Annotated in this window: 21 protein-coding genes, 1 tRNA gene and 1 riboswitch; of the genes, 14 read left to right on the top strand and 8 right to left on the bottom strand. The window is 72.6% G+C overall.

Annotated features, from left to right (window positions below; translation table 11 throughout):
• The first annotated feature begins 6 nt into the window (after positions 1-6).
• The 6 genes from AC3CCI_RS02415 (at position 7) to AC3CCI_RS02390 (ending at position 7,355) form a co-directional block, all read left to right on the top strand.
• Positions 7-1,497, top strand: a complete 1,491-nt coding sequence (locus tag AC3CCI_RS02415; protein WP_235491532.1) for a glycosyltransferase — start codon at positions 7-9, stop codon at positions 1,495-1,497.
• Complete coding sequence (locus AC3CCI_RS02410; protein ID WP_488627991.1) at positions 1,494-3,500, top strand: hypothetical protein; 2,007 nt, start codon at positions 1,494-1,496, stop codon at positions 3,498-3,500. Before AC3CCI_RS02415 ends, AC3CCI_RS02410 begins: the two co-directional genes overlap by 4 nt.
• 95 nt (positions 3,501-3,595) lie before the next feature.
• Positions 3,596-4,465, top strand: a complete 870-nt coding sequence (locus AC3CCI_RS02405) for a DUF4397 domain-containing protein (RefSeq protein WP_354593456.1) — start codon at positions 3,596-3,598, stop codon at positions 4,463-4,465.
• A 139-nt stretch (positions 4,466-4,604) separates the two neighbouring features.
• Positions 4,605-5,780, top strand: a complete 1,176-nt coding sequence (locus tag AC3CCI_RS02400) for a glycosyl hydrolase family 8 (protein ID WP_354593455.1) — start codon at positions 4,605-4,607, stop codon at positions 5,778-5,780.
• Positions 5,777-6,448 (top strand): class F sortase, encoded by a 672-nt coding sequence (locus AC3CCI_RS02395; protein WP_488627990.1) that lies wholly within the window; start codon positions 5,777-5,779, stop codon positions 6,446-6,448. The genes AC3CCI_RS02400 and AC3CCI_RS02395 overlap by 4 nt, the downstream gene beginning before the upstream one ends.
• A 100-nt stretch (positions 6,449-6,548) precedes the next feature.
• Positions 6,549-7,355, top strand: coding sequence for a polyprenol monophosphomannose synthase (locus AC3CCI_RS02390; protein ID WP_354593453.1), 807 nt, complete (start codon positions 6,549-6,551; stop codon positions 7,353-7,355).
• 72 nt (positions 7,356-7,427) lie between these two features.
• Here AC3CCI_RS02390 and treZ read toward each other — a convergent pair whose 3' ends face one another.
• The 4 genes from treZ to AC3CCI_RS02370 form a co-directional block, all read right to left on the bottom strand.
• Positions 7,428-9,200, bottom strand: coding sequence for a malto-oligosyltrehalose trehalohydrolase (gene treZ, locus AC3CCI_RS02385; protein ID WP_488627989.1), 1,773 nt, complete (start codon positions 9,198-9,200; stop codon positions 7,428-7,430).
• A 139-nt stretch (positions 9,201-9,339) separates the two neighbouring features.
• Positions 9,340-11,715 (bottom strand): malto-oligosyltrehalose synthase, encoded by a 2,376-nt coding sequence (gene treY / locus AC3CCI_RS02380; protein WP_488628649.1) that lies wholly within the window; start codon positions 11,713-11,715, stop codon positions 9,340-9,342.
• Between the two features lie 17 nt (positions 11,716-11,732).
• A complete protein-coding gene (glgX, locus tag AC3CCI_RS02375) occupies positions 11,733-13,931 on the bottom strand; it encodes a glycogen debranching protein GlgX (RefSeq protein WP_354593451.1) in 2,199 nt (732 codons plus the stop codon).
• 118 nt (positions 13,932-14,049) lie between these two features.
• Complete coding sequence (locus AC3CCI_RS02370) at positions 14,050-15,630, bottom strand: S8 family serine peptidase (protein WP_488627988.1); 1,581 nt, start codon at positions 15,628-15,630, stop codon at positions 14,050-14,052.
• 285 nt (positions 15,631-15,915) lie between these two features.
• Between AC3CCI_RS02370 and AC3CCI_RS02365 the strand changes: the two genes are divergently transcribed.
• A complete protein-coding gene (locus tag AC3CCI_RS02365; protein ID WP_488627987.1) occupies positions 15,916-16,875 on the top strand; it encodes an NAD-dependent epimerase/dehydratase family protein in 960 nt (319 codons plus the stop codon).
• 84 nt (positions 16,876-16,959) lie between these two features.
• The gene (locus tag AC3CCI_RS02360) at positions 16,960-17,439 is read left to right on the top strand and encodes a nucleoside deaminase (RefSeq protein WP_488627986.1); all 480 of its coding nucleotides are present in this window, start codon (positions 16,960-16,962) and stop codon (positions 17,437-17,439) included.
• A 21-nt stretch (positions 17,440-17,460) separates the two neighbouring features.
• Here the strand turns inward: AC3CCI_RS02360 and AC3CCI_RS02355 are convergent, their stop codons facing one another.
• Positions 17,461-17,820, bottom strand: coding sequence for a YnfA family protein (locus AC3CCI_RS02355; RefSeq protein WP_488627985.1), 360 nt, complete (start codon positions 17,818-17,820; stop codon positions 17,461-17,463).
• Between the two features lie 136 nt (positions 17,821-17,956).
• On the opposite strand from AC3CCI_RS02355, the gene AC3CCI_RS02350 reads away from it, so the two are divergent.
• The gene (locus tag AC3CCI_RS02350; RefSeq protein ID WP_354593446.1) at positions 17,957-18,844 is read left to right on the top strand and encodes an NAD-dependent epimerase/dehydratase family protein; all 888 of its coding nucleotides are present in this window, start codon (positions 17,957-17,959) and stop codon (positions 18,842-18,844) included.
• A 21-nt stretch (positions 18,845-18,865) separates the two neighbouring features.
• Here AC3CCI_RS02350 and AC3CCI_RS02345 read toward each other — a convergent pair whose 3' ends face one another.
• The gene (locus AC3CCI_RS02345) at positions 18,866-19,597 is read right to left on the bottom strand and encodes an alpha/beta fold hydrolase (protein ID WP_488627984.1); all 732 of its coding nucleotides are present in this window, start codon (positions 19,595-19,597) and stop codon (positions 18,866-18,868) included.
• 85 nt (positions 19,598-19,682) lie between these two features.
• On the opposite strand from AC3CCI_RS02345, the gene AC3CCI_RS02340 reads away from it, so the two are divergent.
• From AC3CCI_RS02340 to AC3CCI_RS02320, 5 genes are all read left to right on the top strand, one after another.
• Positions 19,683-20,123: a hypothetical protein gene (locus AC3CCI_RS02340; protein WP_488628648.1), complete on the top strand. Its 441-nt coding sequence runs from the start codon at positions 19,683-19,685 to the stop codon at positions 20,121-20,123.
• A gap of 29 nt (positions 20,124-20,152) precedes the next feature.
• A riboswitch (TPP riboswitch) is annotated at positions 20,153-20,261 on the top strand.
• Positions 20,257-20,919: an ECF transporter S component gene (locus AC3CCI_RS02335; RefSeq protein ID WP_488627983.1), complete on the top strand. Its 663-nt coding sequence runs from the start codon at positions 20,257-20,259 to the stop codon at positions 20,917-20,919. It overlaps the preceding riboswitch by 5 nt.
• 21 nt (positions 20,920-20,940) lie before the next feature.
• A complete protein-coding gene (locus tag AC3CCI_RS02330; protein WP_488628647.1) occupies positions 20,941-22,461 on the top strand; it encodes an ABC transporter ATP-binding protein in 1,521 nt (506 codons plus the stop codon).
• Positions 22,458-23,252 (top strand): energy-coupling factor transporter transmembrane component T family protein, encoded by a 795-nt coding sequence (locus AC3CCI_RS02325; protein WP_488627982.1) that lies wholly within the window; start codon positions 22,458-22,460, stop codon positions 23,250-23,252. Before AC3CCI_RS02330 ends, AC3CCI_RS02325 begins: the two co-directional genes overlap by 4 nt.
• Positions 23,245-23,805, top strand: a complete 561-nt coding sequence (locus AC3CCI_RS02320) for a nucleoside/nucleotide kinase family protein (protein ID WP_488627981.1) — start codon at positions 23,245-23,247, stop codon at positions 23,803-23,805. Before AC3CCI_RS02325 ends, AC3CCI_RS02320 begins: the two co-directional genes overlap by 8 nt.
• A 76-nt stretch (positions 23,806-23,881) precedes the next feature.
• Here the strand turns inward: AC3CCI_RS02320 and AC3CCI_RS02315 are convergent, their stop codons facing one another.
• Positions 23,882-24,199 (bottom strand): metallopeptidase family protein, encoded by a 318-nt coding sequence (locus AC3CCI_RS02315; protein WP_354593811.1) that lies wholly within the window; start codon positions 24,197-24,199, stop codon positions 23,882-23,884.
• 305 nt (positions 24,200-24,504) lie between these two features.
• Positions 24,505-24,577: transfer RNA gene (locus tag AC3CCI_RS02310), tRNA-His, on the bottom strand.
• Positions 24,578-24,609: the final 32 nt, after the last annotated feature.

Genomic DNA, 24,609 nt, shown 5'->3' with positions numbered 1-24,609 from the left:
GATCCTGTGTCGACTGACCCGACCCAGATCCCGACATCACATCTCGCAGCGGGCGAACCCGCCCCGTTGCTCACCCCGCAAGCCCCCTCCGACCCGTCGCAGTTCGTGCCGAACCGTGGCACGACCGGCGCGACCGAGTCGATGATCGGCTTCCAGCTGCCCGACTGGTCGCCGCTCGAATGGATCGGCTACTCGTCGCTCATCGTCGTCACGATCCTGCTGACCGCGGTCGCCGTGTCGACCCTGTGGTGGATGCTGCACGCCTGGCGCTCGAAGGACAACCTCGAGGACAGCCAGTTCAGCGCGAACCCCCTCGACCCCGCCCACTCGTTCACCCTCCTGGTGCCCGGGCGGCACGAGGAGGAGGTCATGGGCCAGACCCTCGACCGCCTCGCGATGCAGGACCACCCCGACTTCGAGATCATCGCGATCGTCGGCCACGACGACCCCGGCACCGAGCGGGTCGCCCGCGAGGCCGCCGCTCGTCACCCCGAGCTGATCCGCGTGATCGTCGACTCGAGCGTGCCGAAGAACAAGCCCAAGGCGCTCAACCTCGCCCTGCAGACCTCGCGCGGCGAGATCGTCGGCGTGTTCGACGCCGAGGACGAGGTGCACCCCCGCCTGCTGACCCTGGTCGACTCGCGGTTCACCGAGACCGACGCCGACGTGGTGCAGGGCGGCGTGCAGCTCATGAACTTCCAGTCGAGCTGGTGGAGCCTCCGCAACGTGCTCGAGTACTACTTCTGGTTCCGCTCGCGCCTGCACTTCCACGCCAAGGAGAAGTTCATCCCGCTCGGCGGCAACACGGTCTTCGTCCGCAAGGACTGGCTCGACTGGTCGCAGGGCTGGGACGCCGAGTGCCTCGCCGAGGACTGCGAGCTCGGGGTCCGCCTCTCGAGCGCCGGCGCCAAGGTCGTCGTGGCCTACAGCCCCGAGGTCGTCACCCGCGAGGAGACCCCCGGCACCTTCGTCTCGCTGCTCAAGCAGCGCACGCGCTGGAACCAGGGCTTCATGCAGGTCTACGGCAAGGGCGAGTGGAAGAAGCTGCCCCGCCTGCGTCAGCGCCTGATGGCCCGCTACCTGCTCACGATGCCGTTCATCCAGGCGGCCACGGGCCTGCTCATCCCCATCTCGGTGATCCTCATCCTGACCACCAAGGTGCCGACGGCCATCGCGCTCGTCTCGTTCGTGCCCCTGGCGCCGACCCTGGTGCTGCTGGCCGTCGAGTTCACGGGCCTCCGCGAGTTCGGCCGGGTCTACGGCCAGAAGGTCCGTGCCCGCGACTACTTCCGCCTCGTCTGGGGTCTGCTGCCCTACCAGATCTTCCTCGCGCTCGCCGCGGTCCGGGCGGTCTTCCGCCAGCTGCGCGGCCTCAACGCCTGGGAGAAGACCGAGCACACCGGTGCCCACCGCGACGAGGTCGCGACCGAACCGCAGGAGGCGCCCCGCGCCTCCCAGCAGGAGCCCGCCATGGCCATGACCGGAGGTGACCGATGACGTCGACGCTGAACCGCCCCCGCGCGGCCGACACCACCGTGTCGAACAGCCCGGGTGCCCCCGTGGTGCCCACGAAGGACCTCCGTGGCGCCAAGCCCGCCTCGTGGCTCCGCCGGCACGGCGCGAGCCTCGCCTGGCTGCTGCCCGTCCTCGCGATCGCCGCGGTCGTCCAGGCCTTCAACATGGACGGCTCGCCGCAGCGCATCGACGACGAGGGCACCTACACCGCCCAGGCGTGGGCCATCCAGAACCTCGGCGAGATCGCCCACTACACCTACTGGTACGACCACCCGCCCGTCGGCTGGCTGCAGATCTCGGCCTACACGGCCTTGACCGGAGCCTTCTCGCGGTACGACGTGGCCGTGCTGGCGGCCCGTGAGGCGATGCTGTTCTTCACGATCGTCTCGGTCGTCCTCGTCTGGCTGCTCGGACGCAAGCTCGGCCTGAGCCGCCCCGCGGCCGCCGTCGCGGGCCTCGTGTTCGCCGTGTCGCCGCTGGCCCTGCAGTTCCACCGCACGGTGTACCTCGACAACGTCGCCACCCCCTGGCTGCTCGCCGCGTTCGTCTTCGCCCTGAGCCGTCGCTACCAGCTCGCCGAATTCGCAGCCGCCTCGCTGTCGTTCGGCATCGCGGTGCTCTCGAAGGAGACGTACCTGCTGGCGCTGCCCTTCCTGGCCTGGATGATGTGGCGCGGTGCCGACAAGGCGACGCGTCGCTACACCCTGTCGATCGCGGCCAGCCTGCTCGTGCTCGTCGGCCTCGGCTACGTCGCGCTCGCCGCGGTCAAGGGCGAGCTGCTGCCGGGTGCCGGCCGGGTGAGCCTGCTCGAGGGCATCCAGTTCCAGCTCGCGACCCGTGAGGCCAGCGGTTCGGTGTTCGACACCGGCAGCCTGTTCTTCGCGACCGTGTCGCAGTGGTGGCAGCTCGACCAGGTGCTCATCGTGCTGGGCACCATCGCCTCGATCGTCGCGGTGTTCGTGAAGAAGCTGCGTCCGCTCGGCGTGATGATGGTGTTCCTGATCGCGTTCATGTTCCGCCCCGGCGGGTACCTGCCGGTGCCCTACGTGATCATGCTGCTGCCCTTCGCGGCGCTGCTCGTCGCGGCGGTCACCGACCACGCGGTGAAGGCGTTCCGGGCCCGTCGGTCCGGCGCCCTCTCGACCGCGGCCACCCGCACCGGTTCGGTCGCGTGGCTGGCCCTCACCCTGGCCGCGATCGTCGCCGTCGTGCCGCTCTGGGCCGTCCAGCTGCGCGGGTTCCTCGACAGCGACCTCGACGCGCCGATGCGCAACGCCGAGACCTGGGTCGAGACCAACGTGCCGAAGGACAGCCGCCTGCTGGTCGACGACGCCGTGTGGGTCGACCTGGTCAAGGCCGGCTTCTCCCGCGAGAACGTCATCTGGTTCTACAAGATCGACACCGACGGTGCCGTCCAGGCGCAGTCGCCGAACGGCTGGCGCGACTCGGACTACCTGTTCGAGACCGAGTCGGTGCGCACCTCGGGGGCGGCCTCGGCCGACATCCGCGACGCGCTCGCCAACTCGACGGTCGTCGCCACCTTCGGCGAGGGCGACCAGCAGGTGAACGTCCGCCAGATCGACAGCCAGGGCGAGGCCCAGGCGCAGACCGAGGCGGACGACGCCGCGTCGGCCCGGTCGCAGGCCGGTGCCGAGCTCGCGCAGAACCCGAACCTGCAGATCTCGTCGACGCTCCGCACCGCGCTCTCGGACGGCCGCCTCGACCCGCGGGCCATCATCGTGCTCGGGCAGCTGGCCGCCATGGGTCCGATCTCGGTCGCCGACCCGCAGGCGCTGCCGGGCGAGCAAGAAGCGCTGTTCCGTCGGTTCGACGTCACCCCGCAGGGCGGCCAGTCCGTCGACCAGCTCCGGTCGACGCTCGAAGGGCTGGGCAGCGTCTACGTGCCCGAGTCGGTCGTCCCCTCGGGCGACGGGCTCCAGGTCACCTTCTCGGCCGTCGCGCCGAGTGGAGTGCTCAGCAACTGATCGCCACGCCGGTGCCCGCCCCCGCGGCGGGCACCGGCATCTCCTCACCGCGTCCCACCCCCGGGTGGGACACCCGACCGGAAAGGACCAGCCACATGGCTTCCCTCTCACGCACCACCGGCGCCCTCGCCGCCACCGCTCCCGGACAGCCCGTCCGGCGTCGTCGCCTCGCGACGGTGCTCGCCCTCACCGCCGCGGCGGGCGTCGCCCTCGCCGGCTCGCTCGTCGGCGTCTCGCCGGCGAACGCCGCCGACGGCGACGGCTGGGTGCGCGTCGGCCACCTGTCGCCCGACACCAAGGCCGTCGACGTCACCCTGACCTCGCTCAAGGGCGGGCAGGTCGTCATGGACCTCGACGACGTCACCTACGGTCAGGTCAGCCCGTACCAGGCGCTGGCCGCCGGGACGTACGTCGTCTCGATGACCGCCGCGGACGCGCCCACCGACGCCAAGCCGGTCATCACGTCGAACATCACGGTCGACAGCGGCCAGCCGATCACCGCCGTCGCCTACGGACCGAACGACGACCTCAAGACGCAGGTCTTCAAGGACGACCTGACGGCACCGGCCGAGGGCCAGGCGAAGGTCCGTCTCGTGCAGGCGGCCAACGTCAGCAAGACCGTGACCGTCGCCACCAGCACGGGCACCACCATCGCCGAGGACGCGCCCTTCGGCAGCGCCAGCGGCTACGCCCAGGTGGCCGCCGGTCCGTGGACCCTCGACCTCACCGGCCAGAAGGTCACGGGCACCAGCGACGTCGACCTCGCCGCGGGCAGCATCAACACGCTGTTCGTGCTCGACAACTCGACCGGTGGCATCACCATCGTCCCCGTGGTCGACAGCGCCGCCACGGCGCAGGCACCCGTCGGCGGCGTCCAGACGGGTGGCGGCTACCTCGCCGAGCACCCCCAGAAGAGCGAGTCGAAGGGCCTCTGGGCCACCGTGCTCGGCTGGTTCGGCATCTGACGCCGAGCACGCTCCCGGCCGGACGGGGAGGCGCGGTGGACGACCGCGTGCACCGCGCCTCCCCGGCCCCCACGGCCCCGCACGACGGCCCGCCCCGGCGGTCCGCCCACGGCATCGAGACGAAGAAGAAGAGAACGACATGACGAAGAAGACGAAGGCGCTGCTCGCAGCGGCCGTCGTGGTGGCCCTCGCCGTCACGGCCGGCATCGCCTCCCTCGTCGTCGGAGGGTCTGGCGGCCCGTCGACGGACCAGGCAGGCGCCGGCGCGGACGCGACCGGCACCCCCGGCACGGGCACCCCGACCCCGCAGGCCCGCACCGCCACCGAGATCGGCCAGGACTTCCTCGACGACTACGTCGACGACGACGGTCGGGTCGTCCGACGCGACCAGGGCGACGACACGGTCAGCGAGGGGCAGGCCTACGGCATGCTCGTCGCGGTCGCCGTGGGCGACGAGAAGCGCTTCGACGCCATCTGGACCTGGACGCAGGACGAGCTCGTCCGCCCCGACGGCCTGCTCGCCTGGCAGTGGAAGGACGGCGCGGTCGTCGACGACATGCCCGCCAGCGACGCCGACGTCGACGCCGCCCGGGCCCTCGTGCTCGCCGGCTCGACCTTCGACCGCCCCGACCTCACCACCTCGGGCGTCGACCTCGGCACCGACGTGCTCGACGAGATGACCGTCTCGACCGACGTCGGCCGCATCCTGCTGCCGGGCCCCTGGGCCATGGGCCCCGGCCCCTGGTCGTACAACCCCTCGTACGCGTCGCCCGCCACCTTCGCCCAGCTCGGCGAGGCCAGCGGCGACCCCCGCTGGGCCGAGCTCGAGGCCGGGTCACGAGCCGTGACCACGAACATCCTCGCCTCGACCGCGCTGCCGAGCGACTGGGCGCAGGTGCGGCAGGACGGCACGACCGTGCCGCTGCCGAGCGCCGACGGGTCGTCGGGCAGCGTGCAGTACAGCTACGACGCCGGCCGTCTCGCCCTGCGCTACGCCGAGTCGTGCCAGCCCGAGGACGTGGCCCTGGCCGCGTCGATGGCCGGCGTGCTGCAGCGGTACGACGAACTGCCCATGCAGCTCGACCTCGGCGGGCAGTCGGTCGGCTCGGATCAGAGCCCGCTCGCCTACGCCGCCCGCGCGGCGGCCGAGGCCAGCGCCGGCCAGGACGACCGTGCGTCCGCCGACCTGCGGACCGCCGACGACCTCTCGCAGTCGACCCCCACCTATTACGGCTCCGCCTGGGCGGCGCTCGCCGCCCTGCAACTCGAGGGCACGAGCCTCGGTGCCTGCTCACCCCTGGCGGTGGCCCGATGAGCCTCGCGACCTTCGTGGCGGGCCACCGTGCGGCCGTCCTCGCGGCCGGAGCGGCCGTGGTGCTCGTGGCCGGCGGCGTGACCGTGGCAGCCGTGGCCGCACAGCCCGACGGCACCTCGACCTCGGCCACGCCCTCGCCCACCTCGACGCCGGACGCCGCCCGCGGGTCGGCCGGTGCGTTCCAGGACCCGGCGGCACCGTCGTACACGGCGCCCCCGGCGGACGCCACCCCCGTCCGCGTCCAGATCCCGTCGATCGGCGTGGACTCGGGCCTCGAAGACCTCGGCCTCGGCGCCCAGGGCGAGCTCGACCCGCCGAAGGCGTGGCAGTCGGCGGGCTGGTACCAGGACGGCGTCGTGCCCGGCGCCGTCGGCCCCGCCGTCATCGCCGGCCACGTCGACTCGGGCAGCGGCCCGGCCGTCTTCGTCGACCTGGCGAAGCTCACGACGGGCGACGAGGTCATGGTGACGCTCTCGACCGGCTCGGTCGAGACCTTCCGCGTCACCGGCAGCGAGCGCACCCCGAAGGCGACGTTCCCGACGAGCGACGTCTACGGGGCGAGCCCGACGCCCGGCCTCCGGTTGATCACCTGCGACGGCACCTTCGACCGGTCGACCGGGCACTACGTCGACAACCTCATCGTGTTCGCCGACCTGGTCACCTCGTGACCCGGCGCCGCCCCGCCGGCCCCCGCCGCGCCTCCTGAACCCGACGCACCCACCGACACCCGACACCTCCGACTCCCACCCGACGGGAAAGGACCCCACCATGAACGACGCACTCGTCATCATCCCGACCTTCAACGAGCGCGAGAACCTCGACTGGATCGTGGGGCGCACCCTGGCCTCCGGCGCCTCGGTCGACGTCCTCGTCGTCGACGACGGCTCGCCCGACGGCACCGGCGAGCTCGCCGACGCCTACGCCGCCCGCGACCCGCGCGTGCACGTGATGCACCGCACCGAGAAGGCCGGCCTCGGCGCCGCCTACCTGGCGGGCTTCGCCTGGGGCCTCGAGCGCGGCTACGACGCCCTCGTCGAGATGGACGCCGACGGCTCGCACCACCCCGAGTACCTGCCCGGCATGCTCGAGCTGCTGCGCGAGAACGACCTGGTGCTCGGCTCGCGCTGGGTGCCCGGCGGGGCCGTCGAGAACTGGCCGCTGCGGCGCGAGCTGCTCAGCCGCGGCGGCAGCTGGTACACCCGCGGCGCCCTCGGCATCCGGGTGGCCGACACGACCGGCGGGTTCCGGGTGTTCCGGTCGTCGGCGCTGCGTCGCATCGACCTCGACCGGGTCGAGTCACGCGGGTACTGCTTCCAGGTCGACCTGCTCTGGCGCGCGCTGCAAGCGGGCCTGCGGGTCGTCGAGACTCCGATCACGTTCACCGAGCGCATCCACGGTGCCTCGAAGATGAGCGGCTCGATCGTCAGGGAGTCGCTGACCAAGGTGACCCTCTGGGGTCTGCGACGACGGACCCGTGCCGTCGTCGAGTTGGTCGTGCGACACCGTCGCCTGCCGAGCGTCCGCGCCACCTCGCACCGGGTCGGGCCCGTGCGGGGCGGCGTGTCGACGCGCTAGCAGGGAGGCGGCACACAGCGCGCGCGCCCGGGGTGGTCAGCCCCGGGCGCGCGCGTCGTGCGTGGTGCGGCGTCAGCGGACGATCGCGACCGAGTGCGCCGGCAGCAGCAGGCTCGACCCGGGGGTGATCGACCCGTCGCTGGCGAACAGGACGGTCTCGGCGCTCACCGCGACCCGCGCCTCCTGGTCGGCGAGGTTGATCGCGATCTTGAGGTCACCGCGCGTCAGCACGAGCCAGCGGGCGTCGCCGTCGTACTCGACGCTCGTCTCGCCGAAGCGCGGGTCGGTGAGCGCGGGCTCGCTGCGACGCAGGGCGCCCAGGCGTCGGTAGGCGTCGAGCAGGACCGCGTGCCGACCCGTCTCGAGCTCGGACCAGTCGAGCTTGCTGTTATCGAAGGTCGAGGGGTCCTGCGGGTCGGGCACCGACGACTCGTCCCAGCCCATCTTGGCGAACTCCTCGATCCGGCCCTTCGCCGTGGCCTCGCCGAGGTCGTGCTCGGGGTGCGAGGTGAAGAACTGCCACGGGGTCGAGGCGGCCCACTCCTCACCCATGAAGAGCATCGGCGTGTAGGGTCCCGCGAGGGTCAGGGTCGCGGCGATGACGAGCTGGCCGTCGTCGAGCGTCGCCGCGAGGCGGTCGCCGATCGCCCGGTTGCCGATCTGGTCGTGGTTCTGGTTCGCCACGACGAGCCGCCAGGTCGGCATGTGCTCGGTGTCGACCGGGTACCCGTGCTCGGCCTCGCGGAAAGACGACCACGTGCCGTCGTGGAAGAACCCCCTGGTCAGCACCTTGGCGAGGGCGCCGAGCGGTTCGAAGTCGGCGTAGTAGCCGGTCGTCTCGCCGGTCAGCGCGACGTGCACGGCGTGGTGGAAGTCGTCGCTCCACTGCGCGTCGAGGCCGTAGCCCTGACGGTGGTCGGGGCCGAAGCCGCCGCCGTCGCGCGGGGTGATCAGCCGGGGGTCGTTGAGGTCGCTCTCGGCGATGAGCGAGAGCGGGCGGCGGAGGTGGCTGCTCAGGGCGGCGGTCCGCTCGGCCAGCTCCTGCAGCAGGTGCACTTCGCTGTCGTCCTTGAGCGCGTGCACGGCGTCCAAGCGCAGGCCGTCGACGTGGTAGTCGTCGAGCCACATCGCCGTGTTGTCGAGGATGAACTCGCGCACCTCGTGGGCGCCGTCGTCGTCGAGGTTGACGTTGTCGCCCCAGGTGTTGGCGTGCTTGCTCGACAGGTAGGGGCCGAACAGCGGCAAGTAATTGCCCGAGGGGCCGAGGTGGTTGTAGACGACGTCCTGCACGACGCCCAGGCCGGCCGAGTGAGCGGCGTCGACGAAGCGCTGGTAGGCCTCCGGTCCGCCGTAGTTGTCGGTGACCGTGAACCAGTCGACGCCGTCGTAGCCCCAGTTCCAGCGGCCGTTCACGCCGTTCACCGGCAGCAGCTCGACGAGGTCGACGCCCAGGTCGACGAGGTGCGGCAGCTTCTCGATCGCCGAGTCGAGCGTGCCGTCGGGCGTGAACGTGCCGACGTGCAGCTCGTAGACGACCGACCCGGCCAGCTGACGCCCGGTCCAGGCGTCGTCGGTCCAGGCGAAGGCCGACGGGTCGTAGGTCTCGCTGAGGCCGTGCACGCCGTCGGGCTGGCGGCGCGATCGCGGGTCGGGCAGCGGCGTCTCGCCCTCGGGGGAGTCGCCGCCGTCGAGCACGAAGCCGTAGCGGTGGCCCGGCCCGCGGTCGAGGTCGGCAGGGGCCCGCCACCAGCCGGTCTCGGGTTCGGCCGTCAGCGGCAGCAGCTCGCCGTCGACGTGCAGGTGCACGGTGGTCGCTTCAGGGGCCCAGACGTCGTAGACGCTCATCGGTCTCCTCGGGTTCGGAACGGGTGGGGGAGGGGGCGAGGAGCCACGACGTGCCGCCCACGTCGGGACGTGGGCGGCACGGTGATCGCTCGACTGGGGCCGACGCTAGTCGGGCGCGACGCGGAGCGACCCGGCGGGGTCAGTCCTCTGCGGGGATCAGCAGGGCGACGGGGTACGTCTCGAGCACGTCGGCCAGGCGGAGGCGACCGCCCTCGTGCCGTCGGCCGGTGAAGACGTCGCGGTACGCGCCTCCCGCGGTCAGCACGACGGTGTCGTCCCAGCCGCCGGCCTGCTCGAGGGCGACGGGCAGGCGGGTCGCGATCGCGAGCGCGCCGCCACGGTCGACGGCGACCGCCGACGCGGCCTGCTCGCCGAACACCGGCAGCGCGGCGTACCGCGTGAAGAGGTCGGGACGGTCGCGGCGCAGCGTCAGCGCGTGGTGCGTGACGACGAGCTTGGCCGCACCGGTGTCGTCGACCGCGGGCGTCGCGCCGCCACGGACCTCGTCCAGGAGGCGCCGGCGCAGTCCGAAGTCGACCTCGCGTCGGTTGTCGGGGTCGACGAGCGAGAAGTCCCACAGCTCGCCGCCCTGGTAGACGTCGGGGCTGCCCGGCCCGGTCAGCTGCATCAACGCGACGCCGAGCGAGTTGCTGTAGCCCGGGGCGCGCAGGACGTCGACGATGCGCTCGACCTCGTGGCGCACCTCGTCGTCGTCGAAGGCCGCGTCGACCGCCGCGTGCATGCGCTCCTCGAAGGCCTCGGCCTCGTCGGTGCGGTCGGTCCACGTGGTGGACGTGCTCGCCTCACGGGACGCCTTCTCGGCGTAGTCGTGCAGGCGTTCGCGAGACGTCGGCCACGAGCCGACGATCGTCTGCCAGAGGATGTTCTCGAACGGGCCGTCGCCGACCGGGGCGAGTTCGCGCAGGCGTTCGAGGGTCGCGGCCCATTCGGTGGCCACCTCGGCCAGCACCGAGATGCGCGCCCGGACGTCCGCGCTGCGCTTGGTGTCGTGGGTCGACAGGGTGGTCATGCCGAACGGGCGCTCGGCCAGGCGCACCTGCTGACGGGCGTGGAACTCGTCGGGGGTGAGGGCGAACTCGCTCGGGTCGGCTCCGACCTCGGTCAGCGTCGCGAGACGGCTGTAGCGGTAGAAGGCCGTGTCCTCGACGCCCTTCGCCATCACCATGCCGCTCGTCTGCTGGAACCGCACGGACGCCGGGTGCGTCTCGTCCCGCAGCACGGCGACGACCTCGTCGATCGCGTCGGTCAGCTCGGGCCGGTGCGACATCGCGACCTCGGCGGCCTCGGTGAGCCAGGCGGCACCCTGCGGCAGGTAGCTGCGGTACACCGGGAACGCCGCGGCGAGTTCGGCCAGGGCGTCGACCACGGCGGGGTCGACGGTGCCGCCGCCCGCGACCAGGCGGGCGAGGCGGTTGATCTCGCTGCCGAGGATGCCGTCCGCGATGCCGCGCTTCGTGCCGAGGATCATCTCGTGCCAGTCGGCGGGCTCGTCGCCGGTGGTCTCGTCGGCCCCTGCGGCCTGCTCGTCGGCGTCGACGCCGCGTGCCCGACGGAGGCGGGCGTCGAGGGCGTCGAGGGCCGGCGCCCCGTGGGGGTCGACGAAGAGGCGGTCGAGGTCGGCGAGGGCGTCGTAGCCCGTGGTGCCGGCGGTCGCCCAGTCCTCCGGGAGGCGCTCGTCGCCCTCGAGGATCTTCTCGACGAGGACGTGGGCGTCACCCGTGAGGGTCGCGAGCCGGTCGAGGTAGCCCTTCGGGTCGGCGAGTCCGTCCGGGTGGTCGACGCGCAGGCCGTCGACGAGCCCCTCGGCGAACCAGCGGCCGATCTCGGCGTGCGACTCGTCGAAGACCCGCTCGTCTTCGACGCGGATGCCCGCGAGCGTGTTGACGGCAAAGAAGCGGCGGTAGTTCAGGTCGGTGTCGGCGCGCTTCCAGTGCACGAGCTCGTAGGCCTGTCGCGCGTGCACCGCGGTCGCGTCGTCGCCGGGCGCGCTCGTGCCCGGGGCGATCGGGTAGACGTTGTCGTAGTAGTGCAGTTCGTCGCCGTCGACGCTCAGGCCCTCGATCGAGCCGTCGGCCGCGGCGGGCTCGCCGAGCACGGGCAGCAGCACCTTGCCGCCGCCGGCCGCCCAGTCCACGTCGAACGCGTCGGCGTACTGCGACTCGCGACCGTGGGTCAGCAGGTCCCACCACCAGACGCTCGCCTTCGGCGTGGCGACGCCGACGTGGTTCGGGACGATGTCGACCAGCACGCCGAGTCCCGCGGCGTGGGCCCGGGTCGACAGCTCGTCGAGCCCCTCGGCGCCGCCGCGCTCGGGGTCGACCAGGCTGTGGTCGACGACGTCGTAGCCGTGGTCGCTGCCCGGCTCGGCGGCGAGGATCGGCGAGAGGTAGACCCAGTCCGCGCCGAGGTCGTGCAGGTACGGCACCAGCTCGGCGGCGGCCTCCAGGTCGAAGGAGGCGCGCACCTGCAGGCGGTACGTCGAGCGCGGGTGCATGGTCGGTTCGTGTCGGGTCACAGTTCTTCCTCGGCCGTGGCACGCAGGACGACGAGCGAGCGACCCACCACGGGGAGTCGGTCACCGGCCCGCAGGGCCGCGGGGGCCTGCGGTGTCGAGGGCGGTTGGGGGGTGGTGGCGGCCCGGGTGGCCGTCGGGGTGCGGGGGGCGGCGTTCGCCGGCGGCGGGGGAGCGGTCACGGTGCTGTCGACGACGACCTCCCAGCCCTGGGCGTACTCGTCGGGCGGCAGGACGAACGTGACCGTCTCGGCGCTGGCGTTGAAGTAGAGCACGAAATTGACGTCGGTGATCCGGCCGCCACGGGCGTCGCGCCCCCGGATGCCGTTGCCGTTCAAGAACATGCCGATCGCCTTGGCGTACGACTCGTTCCACTCGCCCTCGTGCATGGCGTCGCCCTCGGTGGTCAACCACACGATGTCGGGCAGGGGCTCGCCTTCTCCCCGCGTGACGGGTCGGCCGTTGAAGTAGCGCTGACGACGGAAGGTCGGGTGGTCGTGGCGCAGCTTGATGACCTCGGCGACGAACTCGATCAGTTCGCGGTCGGCGTTCGGCCAGTCGATCCAGCTGATCGAGTTGTCCTGCGCGTAGGTGTTGTTGTTGCCGCCCTGGGTGCGGCCCAGTTCGTCGCCGTGCAGCAGCATCGGGACGCCCTGGCTGAGCAACAGGGTGGCCAGGAAGCTGCGCTGACGCTGTTCGCGCAGCGCACGGATCTCGCCGTCGTCGGTCTCGCCCTCGACGCCGGAGTTCCACGAACGGTTGTGGCTCTCGCCGTCGTTGCCGTTCTCGCCGTTGGCGTCGTTGCGCTTGTCGTTATAGCTGACCAGGTCGCGCATCGTGAAGCCGTCGTGGGCCGTGACGAAGTTGATGCTCGCCACAGGGCGACGCCCGTCGCGTTCGTACAGGTCGGCCGAGCCCGTGATGCGGCTGGCGAACTCGCCGAGGGTCGAGGGCTCGCCGCGCCAGAAGTCGCGCACGGTGTCGCGGTACTTGCCGTTCCACTCGGTCCACTGCGGCGGGAAGTTGCCGACCTGGTAGCCGCCGGGCCCGACGTCCCACGGCTCGGCGATCAGCTTGACCTGCGAGACGATCGGGTCCTGCTGCACGAGTTCGAAGAAGGTCGAGAGGCGGTCGACCTCGTAGAACTCGCGGGCGAGCGAGGCGGCGAGGTCGAAGCGGAACCCGTCGACGTGCATCTCGGTGACCCAGTAGCGCAGGCTGTCCATGATCAGCTGCAACGAGTGCGGGTGCCGCACGTTCAGGCTGTTGCCGGTGCCCGTGTAGTCCATGTAGTGCTGCTGGTCGCCGTCCATCAGCCGGTAGTACGCGGCGTTGTCGATGCCCTTGAACGACAGCGTGGGCCCCAGGTGGTTGCCCTCGGCGGTGTGGTTGTAGACGACGTCGATGATGACCTCGATGCCGGCCTCGTGCAGCACGCGCACCATCGTCTTGAACTCCTGCACCTGCTGGCCGATGTCGCCGGTCGCCGAGTAGGCGGCGTGCGGGGCGAAGAAGCCGATGGTGTTGTAGCCCCAGTAGTTGCTGAGGCCCTTCTCGAGCAGGGTGTTGTCCTGCACGAACTGGTGCACCGGCATGAGCTCGAGCGTGGTGATGCCGAGCTTCTTGAGGTGCTCGATGATCGCCGGGTTCGCGACGCCGGCGTAGGTGCCGCGCTCTTCTTCGGGGATGTCGGGGTGCGTCTCGGTGAGGCCCTTGACGTGGGCCTCGTAGATGACGGTCTCGTCGTAGCTGTACTTGGGGGCGCGGTCGCCCTGCCAGTCGAAGAACGGGTTGATGACGACGCCCAGCATCATGTGCGGGCCGCTGTCCTTGTCGTTGCGCGAGTCGGGGTCGCCGAAGGTGTAGGCGAACAGCGCCTCGTCCCAGTCGATCTCGCCGCAGGTCGCCTTGGCGTAGGGGTCGAGCAGCAGCTTGTTCGGGTTGGCCCGGACGCCGTTCGCGGGGTCGTAGTCGCCGTGCACCCGGTAGCCGTACCGCTGGCCGGGCTGGACGGTGGGCAGGTAGGCGTGCCAGACGTAGGCGTCGACCTCGGTGAACTCGACCCTCGTCTCGGTTCCGTGGTCGTCGAACAGGCACAACTCGACCTTGCTGGCTGCTTCGCTGAAGATCGCGAAGTTGGTGCCGCTGCCGTCGTAGGTCGCGCCGAGGGGGTAGGGGTTGCCGGGCCAGGTGTGCATCGAACCTCCGATTGGGACTCGTTCAGCCTAGGGGCGAACGGGCGCGCCGTCCGCGCGAGGACGGGGCGCCCGACCGGCCGCTCGGGCCGGACGGACGCCCCGTCGTGGGCGGTGCCCGCTACTTCGTGACGGCCGCCAGGGCGTCGACGATCCCCTCGCCGAACCAGCCGTTGTCCGCGGCCGAGCCCGTGCAGGTCGTCGTGCCGGTCGGGCACGGGGTGTCGGTCGCCTGCCGCTCGAGCAGGCCGGTGAGGGCGGCGCCGCTCAGGCGCGGGTGGGTGGACTTCAGCAGGGCCAGCACGCCGGCGACGTGCGGCGAGGCCATCGAGGTGCCCGACTTGGTGCCGTAGCCCCCACCGGTCACGGTCGACAGGATCGCCGAGCCGGGGGCCGCGACGTCGATCACGCCGTCGCCGTAGTTCGAGAAGCTCGACTTCGCCCCGGCCGACGTGGTCGACGACACGGTGACGACGCCGTCGAGTTCGGTCGGGATGTCCAGGCAGCGCGAGTCGATCGGCCGGGTGACCGGCGTGGTGTCGTTCGGGCTGTCGGTGTCGACGGTCTTGTTCGCGAGGTCGATGGACGAGTTGCCGGCCGCCGCCACGTTGACGATGCCCTTCTTCTGCGTGAACTGGACGGCCCGGTCGACCGCGGTCAGCACGGCCGCCTGGTCGACGTCCGTACCGCACCAGAACTGCCACGGGTCGACGTAGTAGCTGTTGTTCGTGACGTCGGCCCCGGTCGCCGCGGCCTGCATGAAGCCGCAGATGGCGGCCTCGGGGTAGATGAAGCCGTCGTCGTTGACGACCTTGACGGCCGACATCGTGACGCCGGGGGCGACGCCGACGATGCCGACGCCGTTGCGGGCGGCGGCGATCGTGCCGGCGACGTGGGTGCCGTGGTCGCTCGTGGTGGGCTGCCAGGCGGCGTAGCTCGAGTCGGGGGTCCCGGTCAGGCAGCTCGCCGAGGCCGCGACGTCGATGTTGGGCTGCAGGTCGGGGTGGTCGCCCTGGATGCCCGAGTCGAGGACGGCGACGAGCACGTCGCGGCTGCCGTCGGTGACCTGGTGCGCCCGGTCGGCCCCGATCGCGGCGAGGTCCCACTGCTGGGCCTCGAGGGGGTCGGCGACGACGGTCGTGGTCTCCTCCAGCCGCTGCTCGGGCGAGGTCGCGGCCCGCGGTCCGCCGGGGTGTCCCGGGCCGCCGGGCGTGCCGGGCCCGCCCGGGGTGCCGGGCTTCACGGGCTTGCCCGGGCCGGGGGCCGTCGTGCCCACGCCGTAGGTCGGGTCGGTCTCGGCGACCGCGGCGGTGCGGGTGGCTCCGGCCGAGAGGACGGCCTTGTCGCCGCGCACCGAGGCCGCGAAGTTCACGTTGCTCGACTGGGCCACGACGACGCCGAGGTCGGCGTACGCGGCGATGACGCTGCCACCGGCCGCGGCGACCGCGCGCTCGACCTGCTTCGTCGCGCCCGGGTTCGCCTTGGTCGCGTTGACGGCGTAGTTCATCACCGGTCCCTCGACGACGGGCAGTGCGGGGCCCGGTCGGCCGGGCGCGGCCGGAGCCGACGGGCCGGCACCGGGAGGCGCGGCGACGGCGGCACCGGAGCCCACGGCGACGAGTCCCAGGGTCAGGGCGGCCGCGAGACAGACGGTCGCGGCGCGGCGGCGGGTGCCGCGCGGGCGGGGATCGGTGAAGGTCATGGTTCTCCTCGTCGGGTGGCGCGTGCCGGGTGGGACGCGCGGAGCGGGTGGCTCGTCGCGGGCCGTGCCCGGTGATCCGACGAGCCGCCGTGCCCCTCACAGGAAGTCTGAAGAATCTTCGGCCCGGGCACAGTGGGCACTTGGGGGGACGCCTCGTGACCCCCGGACGGGGTACGCCCGTCGGGGGTGGGCCGGGTAGCGTCGGCTCATGTCCTCCGCTGCCGCTCGACGAGCCGCCACCCCGCCTCCCTGCCGCGCCCTCCCGACGATCTCGGGCTCGGCCTCGTGAAGATCGTCGTCATCGGGTCCACCGGCCACGTGGGTGGCTTCCTCGTCCCGCGACTGGTCGAGGCCGGCCACGAGGTGGTCGCCGTCAGCCGCGGCGCGTCCGAGCCGTACCGACCGCACGCCGCGTGGTCACGCGTGACGCGCCTCCTGCTCGACCGCGAGGCGGGCGACGCCGACGGCACGTTCGCGCGCGAGATCGCCGGCCTCGGCGCCGACGTCGTCATCGACATGATCTGCTTCACGGTCTCGTCCGCGCGCAAGATGGTCGACGCGTTGCAGGGCACGGGCACCGTGCTCGTCCACTGCGGCACCGTGTGGGTGCACGGCCCCTCGCGCGAGGTCCCGATCACCGAAGAGGCCGAGCGCACGCCGTTCGGCGAGTACGGCACGCAGAAGGCCGCGATCGAAGAACTGCTGCTGCGCGAGTCGCGGAGGCCGGGCGGGGTGCGCTCCGTCGTGCTGCACCCGGGTCACATCACGGGCCCGGGCTGGCCGATGATCAACGCCGTCGGCAACCTGGACCTCGCGGTGTGGGAGGCCCTGGCCACGGGTGGCGAGGTCGCCGTGCCGGGCCTCGGCCTCGAGACCGTCCACCACGTCCACGCCGACGACGTCGCGCAGGCCTTCCAGCTCGCCGCCGAGCGGCACTCGCAGGTCGCGGGCGAGGCGTTCCACGTCGTCAGCGACCGCGCGATCACGCTGCGCGGCCTCGCCGAGGCGATCGCCCGCCACTACGGCCAGGAGGCGCGGCTGCGGTTCGTCTCGTGGGCCGAGTTCCGAGACCAGACGACCGCCGAGCACGCCGACGCCTCGTGGCAGCACGCGTCGCGCAGCCACTCGATGAGCATCGCCAAGGCGCGCCGCCTGCTCGGCTACGCGCCGCGGTACACCTCGGTGCAGGCCGTGGTCGAGGGCCTCGAGTGGCTCGAGGCCGACGGGCAGGTGACCCTGGCCTGAGCCGGACGCCGTGCCCCCGGGCCGGAAACCGCACCGTCATGCGCGGACCGCGCCCGGGCGCGGTCGACGGTGCAGTGTCGAGGCATGACCGAACGAGACGACAGCTTCACCGCCCTGACCGTCCAGCGTGCGCAGCAGAACGTCGACGAGGGCGGCAAGCCCTTCGCCTGCCTGCTGGTCCGCGACGGCGAGATCGTCGCCGAGGCGACCAACCACGTCGCGCAGACCGGCGACCCCACGGCGCACGCCGAGATCCTGGCGATCCGGCTCGCCGCCGAGCAGGGCATCACCGACCTCCGCGGCATCGACGCCTACGTCACCGCCTACCCGTGCCCGATGTGCCTCGGCGCCCTGTACTACGCGCAACCGGACCGCGTCGTCTACGCGGTGTCGCGCGAGCAGGAGGGCGAGCACTACGAGGACGGCAACCGGCTCATGACCCTGGGCACCTTCTACGACGAGTACGCCAAGCCGATCGACGAGCGCACCCTGCGGTCCGAGCACGGGCACGCCGAGGACGCGACGGCCCCCTTCGCCGACTGGACGGCCCGACACGCGTCGTGAGGCCGAGCGCGTCGTCCCCGCTCAGGCCTCGGCCTCGCCCGCCGTGGTCGTCAGGAGCGGGGCCAGCACGATGATGCCGGCTCCGAGCAGGCTCACGGCCGAACCGACGTAGTCCCACGTCGTCGGCTTGAACCCGTCGACCACGATGCCCCAGGAGAGCGAGCCCGCGACGAAGACCCCGCCGTAGGCCGCGAGCACCCGACCGAAGTTCGCGTCGGGTTGGAACGCGGCGACGAAACCGTAGGCGCCCAGCGAGACGATGCCGAGCAGGGCGAAGAGCCAGCCCCGGTTCTCGCGCACGGCCTGCCAGACCAGCCAGGCACCGCCGATCTCGGCGACGGCCGCGACGGCGAACAGCAGGACGATCCGGACGACGGTCATGCTGCATCTTGGCAGGCCTCCGTGCTCGGGTGGCCCGGTGGTCGAGGCGGGCGCGCCTCCTCGGGGCCTCGGGGCGTAGCGTCACGGGCGTGGATGCTCCGGCCCTCGGCGCATCCCTCGATCGAGGGAGCGCGTCATGAAGGTCGTCATCACGGGGTCACGCGGCAAGGTCGGCCGCGCGGCCGTCCGCCGGTTCGTCGAGGCCGGCCACGACGTCCTCGGCGTCGACCTGGCTCGGCCCGTCTTCGACACGGGCGTCGACGAACCCGGCCGCTACGTGATGGGCGACCTGACCGACGCCGGCACCGCCTTCTCGGTCGTGGCGGGTGCCGACGCCGTCGTGCACGTCGCGGCCATCCCGCAGCCGACCGCGAACCCGGCGCACGTCGTCTTCCACACCAACCTCATGTCGACGTTCAACCTGGTCGAGGCGGCCGTCCGGTTCGGCGTTCCCCGCTTCGTCAACGTGTCGAGCGAGAGCATCGTCGGCAACTTCTTCCCCGAGCGGCCCTTCCTGCCCGACTACGTCCCGGTCGACGAAGAGCACCCCTTGTACCCGCAGGACCCCTACGCCCTCTCGAAGGCCTTCGGCGAGCAGCTGATGGACGCCGCCGTCCGGCGCTCCGACCTGCGGGCGATCTCGATCCGCCCGAGCACCGTCCACGACGAGACGAACTACGAGGCGAACCTCGGGCCGCAGGTGCGCCGAGCCGACCCCGACAGTGCGAACTTCGGCAGCTACGTCGACGCCGACGACCTCGCCGACGCCCTCCTGCTCGCCGCCGAGAGCGACCTGCCCGGTCACGAGGTCTTCTACGTCGCCGCGGCCGACAACGCGGGCGGCCACGACCTCGCCGCCACCCTGCGCGAGCACCACGGCGACCGCATCGCACTCCGGCAGCTCGACCGGGTCGACGCGTCCGGCATCTCGACGGCGAAGGCCCGTCGGCTGCTCGGCTGGACGGCGACGCGGTCGTGGCGGGACCACCTGGACGCCGACGGACGCGCCCTGCCGAGAGCCTGACCGGCCGCCGGCCGCCGTCCGTCAGAGCAGCTCGGCGAGCATCGCGAACGTGCGGTCCGGGGCCTCGAGCTGCATGTCGTGGTGCACGCCCGGCAGGCGGCGGACCTGCCACCCCACCCTCTGGTAGTCGGACACGAGGCGTTCCGGCACGACCGCGGGCGAGTCGTCCGACAGCACGACGACCGACGGCACGGCCGGCGCCGTCGCCGCCACCGGGTGGAACGCCACGTCGCGGAACACCCCGATCGCCATGCTCGAGTCGAACCGGGCACGGGCGTCGTCCAGGGAGGTGCGGGTCGCGTCGTCGTACCCGGCGCGCAGCCGGGCGCCCTTCCGCGCCTGGGCGAGCGCCGCGACGCCCATCGTCACGGTCGGCGCGGCCCAGAACAGCCGCCCGGCGAGCCCCGTCGTCGGCAGGGCCAGCGAGAACCCGGGGTCGAGGTAGACGGCGGTGCGGGGCTGCAGCCGGTCGACGGCACGGACGAGCACCGACCCGCCCAGCGAGTGTCCGACGACGCCGTGCAGACCCCGGGGCAGGGCCGAGGCGACGTCGTCGGCGAAGTCGCCCAGCCGGTACGACGACGCCCGGTCGCTCTCGCCGTGGCCCCTCAGGTCGACGGTGGTGACGGTGTACGACCCGGTCGCGACGAACCGGTCGACGATCGGCCGCCAGGTCGCCCCGTCGGCACCGAGCCCGTGGACGAGGGCGACGTGGCGCTCGCCGTCGCCGGTGGTCGTGGTGTGGAGGTGCATGACGACCATCCTGCCTGTCATCATGGGGCCCATGCCGACCCGACCGGGCCGACCCACATCACGCAGGCACGAGAAGGGCACGACCATGGCGGACGCCGGGTTCAGCACGGAAGAGAAGGCCGCGATGAAGCAGCGTGCGGCCGAGCTGCGGGCCGAGGCGAAGCGTCAGAAGGCCGCCGACAAGTCGGCCGCCGAGGCCCAGGACGCCGTGGACGCCATCGCGGCGATGACCGACGCCGAACGGCCCATCGCGCAGATGGTGCACGAGGTCGTCGCCGAGCACGCGCCGGACCTCGCCCCCAAGACCTGGTACGGCTTCCCGTCGTACGCGAACGGCGACGGCAAGGTCGTCGTGTTCTTCCAGCCGGGCGCCAAGTTCGGCACGCGGTACTCGACGCTCGGCTTCCAGGACGCCGCCCGGCTCGACGACGGGTCGATCTGGGCCACCTCGTACGCGGTGACCGACGTCGACGACGCGACCCGCGCCTCCGTGGCCGCGCTCGTCCGCAAGGCCGCCGGGCTCTGACCCGCCCGGGGGCGGCGCTATGATCGTCCCCACGACACACGGGAGTCCGGTGAGCCGGGCTGAGAGGAAGCGAACCACGCTTCGACCGTCGAACCTGATCTGGGTCATGCCAGCGCAGGGAGGAGAAGAACAGATGTCCACGTCCACGCCCGAAAACCGTTCCACGGCGGCTCGCGACAGTTCGACCGGCTTCACGCCGAAGCCCCGCACCACCCCCACCCGACGCTGGCGCGTCGTCGACATCGTCGTCGCCAGCGTCATCGGCGTCGCCGCCGGCGTCGTCTTCTGGGCCTGGGGGCTCGCCTACACGCCCATCGACAGCGTCCTGAGCTTCTCGGGCGGCTTCGAGGGCGTCCTCAACGGCGGCTGGCTCTTCGCCGGCGTTCTCGGCGGCATCGTCATCCGCAAGCCCGGCGCCGCGGTCTACACCGAGGTGGTCGCCGCCGTCGTCTCGATGCTCATCGGCACGCAGTGGGGCTTCTCGGTGCTCATCTGGGGCATCGTCCAGGGGCTCGGCGCCGAGATCGTGCTCGCGGTCTTCCTGTACAAGTCGTGGCGGCTCGGCACGGTGCTGCTCGCCGGTGCCGTCGCCGGCCTCGCCGTCGGCCTGATGGACACCAGCTTCGCCTCGGCCGCCGCCTACGCGAGCGGGTCGAAGGCGATCTACGTCGTGACCTCGATCGTCTCGGGCACCGTCATCGCCGGCCTGCTCTCGTGGCTCGCCGCCCGTGGCCTGGCCCGCACCGGCGCGCTGTCCCGGTTCGCCTCGGGGCGCTCGGCGGACGCCCGGGTCTAGGCGCGCCTCCCCGTGTCCTCGGTGTCCCCGGGGCGGGCCGGCGCCGGCGGAGGGCGAGGCGTCGTCCGCGGCGCCCGCGTCACCGCCCGCGGCTGGGGCTGGCGTCACGCCGGCCGCCGCCGGCCCGCCGTGTCGCAGCTCGACCTCGACGTCGCCCCCGGAGAACGCGTGCTGCTGCTCGGTGCCTCCGGTGCCGGCAAGTCGACGCTGCTCGCCGGGCTCGCCGGCGTGCTCGGCGGCGACGACGAGGGCGACGAGGCCGGCGACCTGCTGGTCGACGGGCGCGAGCCCGCCGACCAGCGGGGCCGGGTCGGGCTCGTCCTGCAGGACCCCGACTCGCAGGTCGTCCTCGCCCGAGTGGGCGACGACGTCGCGTTCGGCTGCGAGAACCTCGGCGTTCCTCGCGACGAGATCTGGCGCCGCGTCGGTCACGCCCTCGACGCCGTCGGGCTCGACCTGCCGCTGTCGGCGGCGACCTCCGAGCTGAGCGGTGGACAGAAGCAGCGCCTCGCCCTCGCCGGTGCCCTCGCCATGCGGCCCGGACTGCTGCTGCTCGACGAACCGACCGCCGCCCTCGACCCCGAGGGCGTCGTCGAGGTGCGGGACGCCGTGGCCCGCGTCGTGGCCGCCACCGAGGCGACGCTGGTCGTCGTGGAGCACCGGGTCTCGGTGTGGCTCCCCGTCGTCGACCGGGTGGTCGTGCTCGACGCGGGCGGGGGAGTGCTGGCCGACGGCCGCCCCGACGACGTGCTGAGGGCCGAACGCGACCGCCTCGTCGACGCGGGGGTGTGGGTCCCGGGCGCCGCGCCTCCTGCGCCCGCCCGGTCGCGCACGACCGGAGACCGGCTGATGACGGCGTCCGGTCTCGGGGTGGGACGCCGGGGCGCCGGGGGCCGTGCGGTCGCGGCGGGCATCGACCTCACCGTCACCGAGGGGCGCGCGCTCGCGGTGACCGGCACGAACGGCTCGGGCAAGTCGACGCTCGCCCTCACCGTCGCGGGGCTGCTCGCTCCCGTCGCGGGCACCCTCGAGGCCACCCCGTCGTTCGCCGACGGGGCCGGTGCGTCCCCGATCCGGTGGAAGCCCCGACAGCTGCTGACCCGCGTCGGCACGGTCTTCCAGGACCCCGAGCACCAGTTCCTGACGGCGACCGTCCGGCGCGAGCTGGCGGTGGGTCCGGAGGCGCTGGGCGGGTCCCCGACGGAGGTCGCCTCGCGCGTCGACCACCTCCTCGACCGGCTGCGCCTCGACCACCTCGCCGGGGCCAACCCGTTCACGCTCTCGGGCGGCGAGAAGCGCCGGCTCTCGGTCGCGACCGTGCTCGCGTCGCGCCCGTCGCTGCTCGTGCTCGACGAGCCGACCTTCGGGCAGGACGCCCGCACCTGGCGCGAACTCGTCGCCCTGCTCACGGAGCTGCTCGACGAGGGACGCGCGGTCGTCGCCGTCACCCACGACGCCGAGTTCGTCGACGCCCTCGCCGACGACGTCCTCGACCTGAGCGCCCACGCCCGGCGCGTCGACGCCACCGGGACGCCCCGGTGAGCGTGCTGACGCCCGTCGTCGCCACCGGGGTGGTCGGGCGCGTCAACCCGGTCGCCAAGCTGCTCGCCGCGGTCGTGCTCGCGGTCGCCCTGCTGCTCTCGATCGACTGGGTCTCGGCGGGCACGGCCCTGCTGCTCGAGGCCCTGCTGCTGCCCTTCGCGGGCCTCTCGGCCCGGCAGTTGCTCGCCCGCACCGCGCCGCTCTGGGTCGCCGCCCCCACGTCGGTGGTCGCGATCGCGCTCTACGGTCGCGACGGGGGTGCGGCGGTGGTCGACTGGGGGCTCGTCACGGTGACCGAGGGCTCGCTCGCCCTCGCCGGGGCGATCGGGTTGCGCATCCTGGCCGTGGGGGTGCCGGGCATCGTGCTCTTCGCGACGACCGATCCGACCGACCTCGCCGACGGTCTCGGCCAGGTGCTGCGGCTGCCGGCGCGGTTCGTGCTCGGCGGGCTCGCCGGGCTGCGACTGGTGGGCCTGTTCATGGACGACTGGCGGCAGCTCGCCCTGGCCCGCCGTGCCCGGGGCGTCGCCGACTCGGGCGGCCCGGTCGGCGCCCTGCGGCGCTTCGGGCAGCAGGCCTTCTCGTTGCTCGTGCTGTCGGTGCGACGAGGCAGCAAGCTCGCGACGGCCATGGAGGCCAAGGGCTTCGGCACCGACACCCCGCGCACGTGGGCACGCCCCTCGACCTTCGGTCTGCGCGACGGCGTGCTGGTCGCCCTCGGCGTCGTCATCGCCGGGGCAGCCGTCACGGCGGCCGTGCTCGCCGGGACGTGGGAGTTCGTCCTTGCCTGAGCGGGTCGCCGTCGACGACGCCGTCGGCGTCCTGCTGCGGCGGGCCGAGGAGGCGCGGGCCGGGTCTCACCGCGTGGTCCTGCTGATCGACGGTCGCTCGGGTTCGGGCAAGACCACGCTCGGCCGTGCGGTGGCCGCCGCGTGGCCCGCCGACCGGCTGGGCCCCGTGCGTCTGGTGCACCTCGACGACGTCTACCCGGGCTGGCACGGTCTGGCCGCCGCGTCACGGACGGTCGAGACGACGCTGCTCCGGCCCGTCGACCCCGGCTGGCGGCGATGGGACTGGACCGCGGAGCGTGCGGGCGGGTGGGAGGCGCTCGACCCGGCCGTCTCGCTGATCGTGGAGGGGGCCGGGGCGGTGACCCGCGCCTCCTCGGCTCTGGCTGACGTGCGCGTGTGGCTCGAGCTCGACGCCGGGTCGAGGCGGGCGCGGGCGCTCGCCCGCGACGGGGCGACGTACGAACCGTGGTGGGGCGTCTGGTCCGACCAGGAGGAGGTGCACCTGGCGAGCGAGGAGCCGCGCTCGCTGGCCGACGTGGTGGTCGACGCCTAGGGCGCGAACCCGGTCCGGTCCGGCGGGTGCGGTCGTCCGGGGCCGCCGGGGCACGTCGTATTCGCCCGGGTGTGGGTCAGGCCCAGCCGAGTTCGTGCAGCTGGTCGTCGTCGAGGCCGTAGAAGTGGGCGATCTCGTGGACGAGGGTGACGTGGATCTCGTCGGCCAGCTGGTCGAGGTCGTCGACGGCGGCGAGGTGCGGTTCGCGGTAGAGGATGATGCGGTCGGGCAGTTCGCCGAAGCCGTACTGGCCGCGTTCGGTGAGGGCGACGCCGTCGTAGAGGCCGAGCAGGTCGAGTGAACCGTCTTCCGGTCGGTCCTCGGTGACGAAGACGACGTTGTCGAGACCGTCGACCATGTCGTCGGGCAGCAGGTCGAGCTGGTCGACGACCATGGCGTCGAACGCCTCGGCGCTCACCAGGCCCGGCTCGACGCCCTTCGGTCCGGCGTCGGCAGCGGGCGCGTCGTCGTCGTTCGCGGGGGAGTGGTCCACTCCCTCACTCTCGCACGCCCACGCGGCCTGTCGCTGGACATTGCCCCGACCGTGACGAGCGCCGGGGGTCCCCTGCGATGCCCCGAACGTGACGAGCGCATCGAAGTCTCCCCCCGCGACGTCTCGGATGCGCTCGCGCATCCGAGACCACAAGGCGCTGAACCCGAAAACGGCCCTGCCCCAGCAGGGCAGAGCCGTTTCATTCGGGTGAGTAACGGGGCTTGAACCCGCGGCCTCCTAGACCACAACCAGGCGCTCTACCAGCTGAGCTATACCCACCATGTGTGACCACCGAGGCGATCGCAACGAGA

Source organism: Frigoribacterium sp. CF331 (assembly GCF_057787905.1).
Note: the sequence above shows the minus strand (reverse complement) of the source record. Positions and strands in the feature narration are given on the sequence as shown.